Origin of the sequence: Sphingomonas sp. 2SG, from assembly GCF_005503285.1 — a bacterium.
GTDB classification, from domain to species: Bacteria; Pseudomonadota; Alphaproteobacteria; order Sphingomonadales; family Sphingomonadaceae; genus Sphingomonas; species Sphingomonas taxi.
This window is the reverse complement of record NZ_SCMZ01000075.1, coordinates 1-12,306: the sequence shown is the minus strand read 5'-3', so window position 1 is coordinate 12,306 and position 12,306 is coordinate 1. Positions and strand designations below refer to the sequence as shown.

Here is a 12,306-nt window from a genome sequence, read left to right as displayed (position 1 = left end):
GTCAAGGTGGTGACAGCGACGGGGCGGGGACAGACGACGTTGCAAGGAACGGCAGTGATGCTAGATCGTTACAAATGTTCGGCGTGAAAGGCGATTGACATGAAAGTTGCCATATCTTTCGCGGTCTGTTTAGCCGCATGTGGAACGGCTACGGCCCAGATGCGACAGGGCGTGCCATATCCTTCCAGTGCGGAGATCCGTGCCGCAGGGCAGGGTGCTATTGGGCGTATGCAGGGCGATGCTTTTTACGGTTCCGGCAATCGTGCTGCCGAAAGGCACTGCCTGACGGAGCGCAAGACCGGCCGAACGGTCTGTAAGACCAAGGAGGAGTGGAAGCGCGAAGCCACGCGGATCGCATCTTCGCAGCGGCAGGATGGTACTGGCCGCTGACGTTCGCGACTAAGACGTCTTTCTGACTTCGCCAGTTGCCGCGTCTTCGGATAAAATCCTCTCCCGCGAGGGGAGCGCCGGGTCAGGCCGCGAGCTTGGTCATCCAGCCTTCGGCGTGGGCGAATGCCGGCGCGTCATCCACGTCCAGCCAGTCGAGGTCGCTGCAATCGACGATCTTCGCGCTGCCTTCGGCGGCTAGCAGGCGGACGCCTTCGGTCAGCGACGGGCTGTCGAGCGTCGCCAGCACCTCGAAGAAGCGTTGCGAGACCGCGAAGATGCCGGTGTCGTAGCAATCGTGCGGTTCGAGGCCCTTGCCGATCGCGACGATCGCATCGCCGCGCGTCGCGACGCAGGTGACGTCAAGCGGGTCGACCCAGGCATGGCCGAGACGGCGGTCGATGCCAAGCCGCAGGCCGTCGCCGGCGCCAGCCCTGGCGAGACGGCGATAGTGGCGCGGCTGGACGAGGTGATCGCACATCGCGAGCACCGCGCAATGCGGCCCGATCAGCGCGCGCGCCGCCAGTGCCGACACGCCGTTGGGCTGGTGATAGTCGGTCATCACCGTCACCACCTCGAGCGGCCATTGCCGGCCGGCGAGGTGGGCGGCGATCGCGTCGGCGCCATAGCCGAGCGAGACGATCGCGCGGGTCAGCCCCGCCGCCGCCATGCCGTCGAGCGCATGGTCGATCAAGGCGCGCCCCGCCACCGGGCAGAGCGGCTTGAACGGCGTCACCGCACGGAGCCGGCTGCCCTGTCCGGCGGCGAGCAGCAGGCCCGTGGTGATCATCAGGCGGCCTTGATGAACGCTTCGACCGCGGTCTGGGCGAGGTCGTCGGTCATCTGCGTGCGCGGATGCTTGCAGAAATAGGCGCTGGCGGGATCGATGACGCCGGCGATGCCGCGGTCCTTGGCGATCGCCGCGCAGCGGATCATGTCGATCGCGACGCCCGCCGAATTGGGCGAATCCTCGACCGAGAGGCGCAGTTCGAGGTTCATCGGCACGCCGCCGAACAACTGGCCTTCCATGCGCAGGAAGCAGACCTTGTTGTCGTTCTGCCACGGCACGTAATCCGACGGGCCGATGTGGACGTTGTCGTCGTCGAGCCGCTCCGCCGCGACCGACTGGACCGCCTCGGTCTTCGAGATCTTCTTCGATTCGAGCCGGCGGTGGTTCGACATGTTGAGGAAGTCGGTGTTGCCGCCGGTGTTGAGCTGATAGGTCCGGTCGAGCTTGACGCCGCGCTTGGCGAACAGGTCGGTCAGCACGCGGTGGACGATCGTCGCGCCGAGCTGTGCCTTGATGTCGTCGCCGATGATCGCGACGCCGGCATCTTCGAACTTCTTCGCCCATTCGGGGTTCGACGCGATGAACACCGGGATGTTGTTGACGAAGGCGACGCCTGCCTCGAGCGCGCATTCGGCGTAGAATTCGGTCGCCTGCTGGCTGCCGACGGGCAGGTAGTTCATCAGCACGTCGGTGCCGCTCGCCTTCAGCTCGGCGACGACCTCGGCCTTGCTCGGCTGCGTGTCGTTGGCGACGATGAAGGTACGGTCGTCCTTGTAATCGGCCATATGGTCGGCGACGCCATCGAGCACCGCGCCCATCTTCACGACGGTGCCGGTTGCCGGCACGTTTGCGGCGAAGACGGCGGTGCAGTTCGGCTTGGCGAAGATCGCCTCGGCGACGTCCTTGCCGACCTTGCGCGTGTCGACGTCCCAGGCGGCGACGACCTTGATGTCGGAAGGCTTATAGCCGCCGAGTTCCCAGTGCATCAGGCCGACGAGATCGTTGGCGCCTTCGCGATAATGCTCCAGCCCCTGGACGAGCGAGCTCGCGCAGTTGCCGATGCCGACGATGGCGATGTTGATGCTCTTCATGAATGACCCTGTTCGCTTGGATAAAGAATGGACTGCGGCGTGGCGCCGTGAACGAAACGGCGCTCGACGCGCCGGTGGCGGTAAAGACCGACCGCGCAGACCAGGGTCAGCGGGACGATCTCGAACCAGAAAAAGAGGCGTGGGCTGCCGAGCAGACACGCGGCGCACACCGCCCAGACGCGAACGTTGGCGGTGAGCAGCGACTGCAGTCGCATCACCGGAACGGCGGCGGCGGCATAAGCGGCGGCGAAGGCGGACGGATCTTCGGCGGCACCGAAGCGGCGCTCGAACGGCATCGAGATGCGGTCGACCGACCCCGCGACGCTGTCGTACAGGCGGACGAGGACCATGCCGGTCGGCACCGGCACCGTGGCGAGCGGCGTGCCGCGGGTGCGGCGGTGGAAGCGGGCGCGCTCGCCTTCGTAAAGGCTCGACTGGACCGCGTGGCAGCCGCCCGCCGCAATGGCGAGCATCCAGCCGCCGGTGGTGCCGATCGTCCAGGCGAGCGACAGATAGATCAGCGCGAAGACACCGTGGTCGCACAGCCCGTCGAGCGTGCGGCCGAGCGCGCTCGCGGTCTTGGTCGCGCGCGCGATCATGCCGTCGAGTCCGTCGGCGACCAGCCAGGCGACCGAGAATACCAGACCGACCAGCGCCATCGCCGGATCGCGCCAATGCGCATAGGCGACCGCCGCGATCGTGCCGCAGGCGAGGCCGATCAGCGAGACCATATTGGCCGAGACACCGTGCCGCAGGGCAAGGGGGAGCAGGGCGTGCGACGCTGGGTGAATCAGGTAGAGATTCGATGGGTCCTCGATCCGGCGATCGCGCGAGCCATCCCGGGGAGGCGGTGTCATCAGATCTTCATAATGCGCCCGCCCCCTTATAAAGGCAAGATTCTATGGAACGTTTCGGCGCAACTCGTCGAGCCACACGGCCGCCGTGCCGTCCGAGGGCGCGCGCCAGTCGCCGCGCGGGCTCAACGCGCCGCCGCCCGACACCTTCGGCCCGTTGGGAATGGCCGAGCGTTTGAACTGGCTGAGCTGGAAGAAACGGACGACGAACCGTTCCAGCCAATGTTTGATCGTCGGCAGATCGTAGGCGGTGCGCGCCTCGGCGGGGAAATCCGCCGGCCAATGCCCTGACGCCGCGTCGCGCCATGCATGCCAGGCGAGGAAAGCGACCTTCGACGGGGCGAGCCCGTGACGGACGACGTAATGCGCGAAGAAGTCGTTGAGCGGATAGGGGCCGATCATCGACTCGGTGCTCTGCATCGTGCCGTCGGCCCCGGCCGGGACGAGCTCGGGCGAGATTTCCTGGCCGAGGATCGTCGACAGCACCCCGTTGGTGGCCTCGTCATATTGGCCGGTGCGGATGCACCAGCGGATCAGGAACTGGATCAGCGTCTTGGGCACGCCGCTGTTGACCGCATAATGGCTCATCTGGTCGCCGACGCCATAGGTGCACCAGCCCAGCGCCAGCTCGCTGAGGTCGCCGGTGCCGAGCACGATGCCGCCGCGCTGGTTGGCGAGGCGGAACAGGTAATCGGTGCGCAGGCCCGCCTGCACGTTCTCGAAGGTGACGTCGTAGACCGCCTCGCCGTTGGCGAAGGGGTGGCCCATGTCGGCGAGCATCTGGCGCGCCGCGGGGCGGATGTCGATCTCGTCCGCGGTGCAGCCGAGCGCGCGCATCAGCGCCCAGGCGTTGCTCTTGGTGGCGTCGCCGGTGGCGAAGCCGGGCATGGTGAAGCCGAGGATATCGGCGCGCGGCCGGCCGAGCCGGTCCATCGCCTTGGCCGCGACGATCAGCGCATGCGTCGAGTCGAGGCCGCCGGACACGCCGATGACCAACGTCTTCGACTTGGTGGCGGCGAGCCGCTTGGACAGCGCCTCGACCTGGATGTTGAAGGCTTCGTAGCAATCCTCGTCGCGGCGGGCGGGGTCGTTGGGGACGAAGGGGAAGCGGCGGATCGGCCGTTCGAGACCGATGTCGGTGAGGCTCGGCTGATGCGCGAAGCCGATGCGGCGGACGCGCGTCTCGGGATGACCGGCGGCGGCGGCCGAATCGTTGAACGTGCCGTTGCGCAGCCGCTCCTGCACGATCCGTTCGAGATCGACGTCGACGACGGCGAGTTCGGCCGCCTGCACGAAGCGCTTCGATTCGACCATCAGGTCGCCGCATTCGTAGACGAAGCCTTGACCGTCCCACGCGACGTCGGTGGTGCTTTCGCCCGGGCCGGCGGCGGAATAGACGTAGGCGGACGACGTGCGCGCCGATTGCGCGGCGGCGAGCAGCATCCGCTCGCGCCCCTTGCCGATGACGATGTTGGAGGCGCTGAGATTGCAGCAGATCGTCGCCCCGGCGAGCGCGCCGGCGGTCGAGGGCGGGATGGGCGCCCAATAATCCTCGCAGATCTCGGCATGGACGACGAAGCCGGGCAGATCGTCGGCGGCGAAGAGCAGGTCGGTGCCGAACGGCACGTCGGCGTCGCCGAGACGGATCGTCAGGCCGTGCAGGCCGAGGCCGGAGGCGAACCAGCGCTTTTCGTAATATTCGCGGTAATTGGGCAGGAAGGTCTTGGGCACGACGCCGAGGATGCGGCCGCGGTGGAGCGCCACCGCGGTGTTGTAGAGCCGGCCGTTGCGGACGAGCGCGGCACCGACGAGCAGCAGCGGCGCGAGGCCGGCGGTCTGTTCGGCGACCGCGAGGACCGCGGCCTCGCTGGCGCGCTGCTGCGCCGATTGCAGATGGAGATCGTCGATCGCGTAGGAGGTGAGGTTGAGCTCGGGGAAGACGACGAGATCGACGCCGCGATCGTGCGCCTCGCGCGCCATCGCGACGGTCGCGGCGACGTTGGCGGCGACGTCGCCGACGCTGGCGAGCGGCGTCGCGGCGGCGACGCGGGCGAACTGATGGCGGTGGATCGAGGGGAAGGCGTCGGTCATGGGGCGGTGGTAGCCGTGATGATGGGGAGAAGTCACCCTTTGCAACGACTGGTCCGGGAGGGGGCAGGACGCATGGGTGGCGTGAAACTGGTCTCGCCCGCGACCGGGTGGGCAGTGGAATGCGCTTTCTCTGATCGTCATCCCGGCGCAGGCCGGGACCCACGGATGCGGAACGCTGATGGTGGGGGCAGACGCTGGTTGCATCGTGTCCATGGGTCCCGGCGTTCGCCGGGATGACGATGGGGCGTACGTCCGATCACCTCGTGGCAACGCGGACGGTTATACGGGGCGGGGGGTCATACGGGGACACCCCATCCGTCGTCATCCCCGCGGAGGCGGGGATCCAGATCCGCAGGTGTCGCGATGGAGCGGTGAGGTCCGCGGGTATGGATCCCCGCCTGCGCGGGGATGACGGTTTGGGGGTGGGGGATACGCTCTCTCCCAACCGTCATTCCGGCGCAACCCGAACCCTTGGGGCGCGGCGCCGATGGCGCGCGCGTGGCGTCCTGCTCACGGCATGGTAAGGGCGCCGCATGAGCACGATCGTTTATGGCATCCGCAATTGCGACACGGTGAAGAAGGCACGGGCGTGGCTGGACGGGGCGGGGATCGCCTATGATTTCCACGACTATAAGACGCAGGGCGTCGATCGGGCCCGGCTGGAAGGCTGGGTGGAGCGGCGCGGCTGGGAGGTGCTGCTCAACCGCGCCGGGACGACGTTCCGCAATTTGGCCGAGGCGGACAAGGCCGATCTCGACGCGGCGCGCGCGGTGGCGCTGATGTGCGCTCAGCCGTCGATGATCAAGCGGCCGGTGGTCGAGGCGGGCGAGACGCTGCTCGTGGGGTTCAAGCCGGCCGAATGGCAACAGGCGTTGGGGGAAGGCGACGCCGCGACACGGTGAGCAGGGCGCCGATCGTCGGCTCTGGATCGCGTCCGCGCCGCGCGGTACAGCCGCGCGATGTCCACCACTTATACCATCGATACCGCCACCAGCCGCGCCAATCCCACCCCGGCGCCGCGCAAGCGCTTGACCGTGCCGGCGATCCGCCGGCGCAAGTCGAGCCGGGAGGGCGGCGGCGAGCCGCTGGTGATGCTCACCGCTTATACCGTGCGTACCGCGCAGTTGCTCGATCCGCATTGCGACATGCTGCTGGTCGGCGACAGCCTGGGGCAGGTGATCTACGGGCTGCCGTCGACGGTGCCGGTGACGCTGCAGATGATGGCGGCGCATGGCGCGGCGGTGGTGCGCGGCAGCTATCATGCCGTCGTCGTCATCGACATGCCGTTCGGCAGCTACGAGGCCTCGCCGCAGCAGGCGTTCGAAAGCGCGGCGTTCCTGCTCAAGGAAACCGGCGCGGCGGCGGTGAAGCTGGAGGGCGGCGAGGCGATGGCGCCGACGGTGCGCTTCCTCAGCGAACGCGGCATCCCGGTAATGGGCCATGTCGGGCTGACGCCGCAGGCGGTCAACGTCCTCGGCGGCTATGGCGCGCGCGGCAAGAGCGAGGCGGAGGCGGCGAAGATCGTCGCCGACGCCACCGCCATCGCCGAGGCGGGCGCCTTCGCGGTGGTGATCGAGGGGGTGATGGAGCCGATCGCGATCCGCATCACGCAGGCGATCGCCTGTCCGACGATCGGCATCGGCGCCTCGGCGCAATGCGACGGGCAGGTGCTGGTGGCGGAGGACATGCTCGGCCTGTTCGAGCGCACCGCGCGCTTCGTGAAGCGCTACGACGACATGGCCGGACGGATCTCCGCCGCCGCCGAAGCCTATGCCGGCGAGGTCCGCGCGCGCGTCTTTCCGGGACCCGAGCAGATCTATCCCGCGAAGGACTAGGCAGGCGACGCCCTCAACCCGCCACATTTCCCGTGCTTTCGTTTCGCCGACGTCGCCGCTAAGAGTGCGCGCCACTTCCTCTGTCTGTTCCGGAGCCCTCCTTGGCCCTCACGCCGCAAAACAACCAAGCGTTCCTGCGCGAAGTCGACGACGAGCTGCGCCGCGATCAGCTGACGACCTATTGGGAGCGCTACGGCCGCTGGACGATTGGGGCGATCGTGCTGGCGCTCGCGGCCTTCGCCGGCGTCCTCTACTGGCAGCATCGCCAGACCGAGGCGGCGGGGGTCGAGGGCGAGCAATTGCAGGCGGCCTATGACTCGCTCGGCGCGGGGCAGGCCGATCAGGCGAACAAGGCGCTCGCGCCGATCGCCAGCTCGGGCCGCGAGGGCTATCGTGCGCTCGCGCTGATGACGCAGGCCGACATCCTGCTCGGCAAGAAGCAGGATAAGGCCGCCGCCGCGCTCTTCGCCAAGATCGCCGCCGACACCAGCCTCGCGCAGCCGTTCCGCGACATCGCGCTGATCCGCCAGACCACCGCCGAATTCGACACGCTGAAGCCGCAGGTCGTCATCGAGCGGCTGCGGCCGCTGGCGGTGCCGGGCAACGCCTATTTCGGCAGCGCCGGCGAGCTGGTCGCGATCGCCTATCTCGACAGCGGCCGCAAGGACCTCGCCGGCCGGCTGTTCGGCCAGCTCGCGCAGAGCGACGCCGTCCCCGACTCGATCCGTCAACGCGCGGTTCAGATGGCCGGCACGATGGGGGTCGACACCGCGGGTGCCGACGGCGGCGCGACCGTGCGCATCGTCTCCCCCGCCAGCGCGGCCGCGGCACAATCGAAGGAAGCACCTGCGCAATGACGACCAGATATCGGGCCTCGGTGGCCGTCGCCGCGCTGATCGCGCTGTCTTCCTGCGGCATCTTCAAGGGCGGCGCCAAGAAGACCCCGACGGTCGGCGAGCGCGTGCCGATCCTCGCCTCCGAAAACGCGATCGAGGCGGACAGCACGATCGCCGACATCCAGGTGACGCTGCCCGCTGCCGAGGCGAACGATGCCTGGACGCAGCCGGGCGGCAATGCCGCCAAGTCGATGGGTCAGCTCGCACTCGCCGCGACGCCGTCGCGCGCGTGGCAGGCGTCGATCGCCGGCGGCTCGAACCGCGAGCGGCTCGGCGCGGCGCCGGTGGTCGCGGACAACAAATTGTTCGTCGTCGACGTCGCCGCGCAGGTCCATGCCTTCGCCGCCGATACCGGCGCGAAATTGTGGGACGCCTCGGTCAGCAGCGGCGACGAGAACCGCCCGGCGCGCTTCGGCGGCGGCGCGAGCTATGACGAGGGCCGCGTCTTCGCGACCGACGGCGTCGGCGACGTCGTCGCGCTCAATGCCGCGGACGGCAAGGAGATCTGGCGTGCCAAGCCGGGCGGGCCGCTGCGCGGCGCGCCGACCGTCGCCAACGGCTCGGTCTATGTGCTGAGCCAGGACAATCAGATCTTCGCGCTCGATCAGAGCGACGGCAAGGTCCAGTGGGCGCAGTCGGGCACGCTCGAGACGCAGGGCGTGTTCGGCGTCGCCGCGCCCGCCGCCAGCCAGGGGACGGTCGTCGCCGGTTTCTCGAGCGGCGAGCTCAACGCCTATCGCTACGAGAACGGCCGCGTGCTGTGGGGCGATGCATTGTCGCGCACCTCGATCACCACCTCGGTGTCGAGCCTGTCGGACATCGACGCGGCGCCGGTGGTCGACAACGGTCGCGTCTTCGCGGTCGGCCAGGGCGGGCGTATGGTCAGCCTCGACCTCGCCACCGGCCAGCGGCTGTGGGAGCAGAATTTCGCCGGCATCTCGACGCCGTGGATCGCGGGCGAGTGGCTGTTCGTCGTCACCGACGATGCGCGCCTCGTCTGCCTCGCGCGGTCGAACGGCAAGGCACGCTGGATCGCGCAATTGCAGCGGTTCAAGAACGCCAAGAAGAACAAGGGGCCGCAGGTCACCTGGTTCGGCCCGGTGCTGGCGGGCGGGCGGCTGGTGCTGACCAATTCGCTGGGGCAGGTGGTGTTCGCCTCGCCGACCGACGGCAGCATCGCGACGACGGTCGAGGCGAAGGACAGTTTCGCGCTGCCGCCGATCGTGGTGAAGTCGACGCTGTACACGCTGGGACAATCGGGCAAGATCACCGCGTATCGGTGAAATCAAGTCCTCCCCCGCCAGGGGGAGAGGGACCGCTCGGCGCCAGCTGAGTGGTGGAGGGGGAGGATAAGGCGGGAGTGCGGTAACGAGGCTCCCGCCCTGTCCTCCCCCTCCGTCAGCGCTACGCGCTGCCACCTTCCCCTTGCGGGGGAGGACTTAGGTGCTCGTGCCGGGGAGGATTGGTATTTCCCGCCACCTCTTCTAAGAGCCGGGGCATGTCCCGTATTCCCACCGTCGCGATCGTCGGCCGTCCCAACGTCGGCAAGTCGACGCTGTTCAACCGTCTGGTCGGCAAGAAGCTCGCGCTCGTCGACGACCGGCCCGGCGTCACCCGCGACCGGCGCGAGGGCGATGCGCATCTGATCGGCCTCGACTTCCGCGTCATCGACACCGCGGGCTATGAGGATCACGACGCCCAGACGCTGCCCGGGCGGATGCGCATCCAGACCGAGGCGGCGATCGGTCAGGCGGACGTCGCGCTGTTCCTGTTCGACGCGCGCGCCGGCATCGTGCCGCTCGACGAGGAGATCGGCCGCTGGCTGCGGTCCTCGACCACGCCGGTGATCCTCGCCGCCAACAAGGCCGAGGGCAGGGCGGGTGAACAGGGTATCCTCGAGTCGCTCAGCCTCGGCTTCGGCGATCCGGTGCAATTGTCCGCCGAACATGGCGAGGGGATGGGCGACCTGTTCGAGGCGCTGCTGCCGCATATCGAGAAGGCGCTCGCCGCACTTCCCGAGGAGGATGAGGACGATCGGCCCGACGCGCCGCTCAAGCTGGCGATCGTCGGTCGGCCCAACGCGGGCAAGTCGACGCTGATCAATCGCATGCTCGGCGAGGACCGAATGATCACCGGCCCCGAAGCGGGGATCACGCGCGATTCGATCGCGGTCGACTGGCTGTGGCAAGATCCGAAGGGCGAACCGCGCCCGGTGCGGCTGATCGACACCGCCGGCATGCGCAAGCGCGCCAAGGTGCAAGACAAGCTCGAGAAGATGTCGGTCGCCGACGCGCTGCACGCGGTCGATTTCGCCGAGGTCGTGGTGCTGCTGCTCGATGCGACGCTGGGGCTGGAGGCGCAGGACCTGCGCATCGCCGACAAGGTGCTCGAAGAGGGGCGCGCGCTGGTGATCGCGCTCAACAAATGGGACGTGGCGGAAAATGCCTCGTCGCTGTTCAACGGCGTCAAGCGTGCGTTGGAGGACGGCTTGTCACAGGTGAAGGGCGTCACCGTGATGACGGTATCGGCGGCGACCGGCAAGGGCATCGACCAGCTGATCCAGGCGGCGTTCGATACGCGCGAGGCGTGGTCGAAGCGCGTCGGCACCGGCGAGATGAACCGCTGGTTCGAGCGCGCGATCGAGGCGAACCCGCCGCCCGCGCCCGGCGGCAAGCGGATCAAGATGCGCTACGTCACGCAGGTCAAGACGCGGCCGCCGAGCTTCGTGGTGTTCGGCACCCGCGTCGACCAATTGCCGGCAAGCTACGAACGCTATCTCGTCAATTCGATGCGCAAGGAACTGGGCTTCGGCGCCGTTCCGGTGCGCATGACCTTTCGCGCGCCGAAGAATCCGTTCGACAACAAGGAATAAGCGGCAAGACTTGGCAACGTCGTGTTTACCGCTTGGGCTTAGGATCGCCGGCGAACCGATGTGGGATGTCCCCACGGCCGAGGGGAGAAGGCAGTGTCGTTCGCAGGCAGCACGTTGGTGGACTGGGCCGTGTTCGCGCAGGCGCGCAGCGACCTCGGCGCCGGTTTCGTGCGCATCCTCGGCTATTTTCGCGAAGACGGCGTCAAGTCGGTGGTCGCGATCGAACAGGCGATGCGCACCAGCAGCGCCGCGGCGATCGTCATCCCCGCCCATACGCTAAAGGGCGAGGCGCGCCAGTTCGGTGCGGAGCCGCTGGCGACGCTGGCCGAATCGATCGAGGAACTCGCCCGCGGCTGCGTCGAGCGGCAGGACACCTGCGAGGAGGCGCTGGAGCTGGTCGTGCAACTGCGGCCGCTGTTCTTCGAGACGCTCGGCCTGCTCGAACGCGAAGCCAATCCGCTCGTCCCGCGGCGGCCGGTGCCGGGGGGCTTCGGGCGGAAGATCTGAACAGCGCCATTCACCCCTATGACGACGTTCGACTCACTGGCGGTTGTAAACATGGCCTACTGCGATCGATGATCCAGCGAAGCTTCATGTCTCGCCAATAAGCCTCAACACACATCAGGAGCGGTACCGCGGGGGAGAGTCCGTCGGCCGGTACACTCGATCCCCCGCGTCCCGAAACGTGCCGGTGCCGGCTTTTACCGGCTGGCTCCGCTCCGTATATTTCGTTGACGGCGCGTTCTGGGCAAGGATCGAATAGCGCAGTCCGCGGCCAAAAAAAAGGCCGGTCTTGCGACCGGCCGAAAAGTTTTTAGGAGAGGATGCCTGAAAGGCACGGTCTTTGTGCATCGCAGCAAGGATCGGTGCAATTGCAAAAGGCGCAATCACGCTTTCGTTAATGACAATCGTCATGCCGTCCTTGCGAGCGCGGCGGTTGTGTCCGCGTCGGGATCGGCATAGCGGGATGGCATGCGTCTGCCCCTGATCCTGCTTGCCACCATCGCTCTGTCCAGCGCCACGCCGGCGGCGGCACCGCGCGAGCCCGCCATCGTCCGGGTACGGCTCGACACGCCTTATGGTCCGATCGTGCTGGCGCTGGATGCCCGCCATGCGCCGCGGACGGTCGCCAACTTCATGGGCTATGTCGATGACGGGCGGTTCGACGGGATGAGCTTCTATCGGTCCGCTCGCAATCGCAGCGCGCCGACCTATGGGTTTATCCAGGGCGGTATCCGCACCGATGCGCGGCGCATCCTGCCGCCGTTCCCGCTGGAGACGACGGCGATGACGGGGCTGCGCCACGTCGACGGCACGATTTCGATGGCGCGGCGTGCCGAGGCCGGGTCGGCAGGCGGCAATTTCTTCATCACCGTCGGCGCGATGCCGAGCATGGACGCCAAGGGTGACTATCCCGGCTATGCGGCCTTCGGTCATGTCGTGTCGGGCATGCCGGTGGTGAAGCGTATCCTGGCGCTGCCGACCCGGCC

At 67.9% G+C, this 12,306-nt stretch carries 12 protein-coding genes; 7 read left to right on the top strand and 5 right to left on the bottom strand.

Annotation, left to right across the window (positions count from 1 at the left end; all coding sequences use genetic code 11):
* Positions 1-472: 472 nt before the first annotated feature.
* Genes FFS23_RS18900 through FFS23_RS18885 form a run of 4 tightly spaced genes read right to left on the bottom strand, consistent with a single transcriptional unit; the run spans position 473 to position 5,213 of the window.
* Entirely contained in the window at positions 473-1,177 is a 705-nt protein-coding gene (locus FFS23_RS18900) for an NTP transferase domain-containing protein (RefSeq protein WP_137899816.1), read from the bottom strand.
* Positions 1,177-2,268, bottom strand: a complete 1,092-nt coding sequence (locus FFS23_RS18895) for an inositol-3-phosphate synthase (protein WP_137899815.1) — start codon at positions 2,266-2,268, stop codon at positions 1,177-1,179. The genes FFS23_RS18900 and FFS23_RS18895 overlap by 1 nt, the downstream gene beginning before the upstream one ends.
* On the bottom strand, positions 2,265-3,125 hold the full coding sequence (locus FFS23_RS18890) for a CDP-alcohol phosphatidyltransferase family protein (RefSeq protein ID WP_137899814.1): 861 nt from the start codon (positions 3,123-3,125) through the stop codon (positions 2,265-2,267). The genes FFS23_RS18895 and FFS23_RS18890 overlap by 4 nt, the downstream gene beginning before the upstream one ends.
* A gap of 42 nt (positions 3,126-3,167) precedes the next feature.
* On the bottom strand, positions 3,168-5,213 hold the full coding sequence (locus FFS23_RS18885) for an NAD(+) synthase (RefSeq protein WP_137899813.1): 2,046 nt from the start codon (positions 5,211-5,213) through the stop codon (positions 3,168-3,170).
* Between the two features lie 533 nt (positions 5,214-5,746).
* Here FFS23_RS18885 and FFS23_RS18880 point away from each other — a divergent pair.
* The 6 genes from FFS23_RS18880 (at position 5,747) to FFS23_RS18855 (ending at position 11,323) form a co-directional block, all read left to right on the top strand.
* Positions 5,747-6,115, top strand: a complete 369-nt coding sequence (locus tag FFS23_RS18880; protein WP_137899812.1) for an ArsC family reductase — start codon at positions 5,747-5,749, stop codon at positions 6,113-6,115.
* Positions 6,116-6,172: 57 nt separating this feature from the next.
* Positions 6,173-7,048, top strand: a complete 876-nt coding sequence (gene panB, locus FFS23_RS18875) for a 3-methyl-2-oxobutanoate hydroxymethyltransferase (protein WP_137899811.1) — start codon at positions 6,173-6,175, stop codon at positions 7,046-7,048.
* A 101-nt stretch (positions 7,049-7,149) separates the two neighbouring features.
* Positions 7,150-7,905 carry a tetratricopeptide repeat protein gene (locus FFS23_RS18870; protein ID WP_137899810.1) on the top strand — a complete coding sequence of 252 codons (756 nt, stop codon included), beginning with the start codon at positions 7,150-7,152 and terminating at the stop codon, positions 7,903-7,905.
* Complete coding sequence (locus tag FFS23_RS18865; RefSeq protein ID WP_038661044.1) at positions 7,902-9,227, top strand: outer membrane protein assembly factor BamB family protein; 1,326 nt, start codon at positions 7,902-7,904, stop codon at positions 9,225-9,227. Before FFS23_RS18870 ends, FFS23_RS18865 begins: the two co-directional genes overlap by 4 nt.
* A gap of 215 nt (positions 9,228-9,442) precedes the next feature.
* On the top strand, positions 9,443-10,816 hold the full coding sequence (gene der, locus FFS23_RS18860; protein ID WP_137899809.1) for a ribosome biogenesis GTPase Der: 1,374 nt from the start codon (positions 9,443-9,445) through the stop codon (positions 10,814-10,816).
* Positions 10,817-10,909: 93 nt separating this feature from the next.
* Positions 10,910-11,323 carry an Hpt domain-containing protein gene (locus FFS23_RS18855; RefSeq protein WP_038661039.1) on the top strand — a complete coding sequence of 138 codons (414 nt, stop codon included), beginning with the start codon at positions 10,910-10,912 and terminating at the stop codon, positions 11,321-11,323.
* Positions 11,324-11,437: 114 nt separating this feature from the next.
* On the opposite strand, the gene FFS23_RS18850 is transcribed toward FFS23_RS18855, so the two are convergent.
* Complete coding sequence (locus FFS23_RS18850) at positions 11,438-11,731, bottom strand: hypothetical protein (protein WP_137899808.1); 294 nt, start codon at positions 11,729-11,731, stop codon at positions 11,438-11,440.
* 57 nt (positions 11,732-11,788) lie between these two features.
* Here FFS23_RS18850 and FFS23_RS18845 point away from each other — a divergent pair.
* Positions 11,789-12,306: peptidylprolyl isomerase (locus FFS23_RS18845; protein ID WP_137899807.1), on the top strand; the 518-nt coding region annotated here is incomplete at its 3' end.

Coding starts and splice junctions, on each gene's coding strand:
- FFS23_RS18895 (WP_137899815.1), bottom strand. CDS start 2,268: ATGAAGAGCATCAACATCGCCATCGTCGGCATCGGCAACTGCGCGAGC.
- FFS23_RS18850 (WP_137899808.1), bottom strand. CDS start 11,731: ATGACGATTGTCATTAACGAAAGCGTGATTGCGCCTTTTGCAATTGCA.
- FFS23_RS18880 (WP_137899812.1), top strand. CDS start 5,747: ATGAGCACGATCGTTTATGGCATCCGCAATTGCGACACGGTGAAGAAG.
- der (WP_137899809.1), top strand. CDS start 9,443: ATGTCCCGTATTCCCACCGTCGCGATCGTCGGCCGTCCCAACGTCGGC.
- FFS23_RS18890 (WP_137899814.1), bottom strand. CDS start 3,125: ATGACACCGCCTCCCCGGGATGGCTCGCGCGATCGCCGGATCGAGGAC.
- FFS23_RS18865 (WP_038661044.1), top strand. CDS start 7,902: ATGACGACCAGATATCGGGCCTCGGTGGCCGTCGCCGCGCTGATCGCG.
- panB (WP_137899811.1), top strand. CDS start 6,173: ATGTCCACCACTTATACCATCGATACCGCCACCAGCCGCGCCAATCCC.
- FFS23_RS18900 (WP_137899816.1), bottom strand. CDS start 1,177: ATGATCACCACGGGCCTGCTGCTCGCCGCCGGACAGGGCAGCCGGCTC.
- FFS23_RS18885 (WP_137899813.1), bottom strand. CDS start 5,213: ATGACCGACGCCTTCCCCTCGATCCACCGCCATCAGTTCGCCCGCGTC.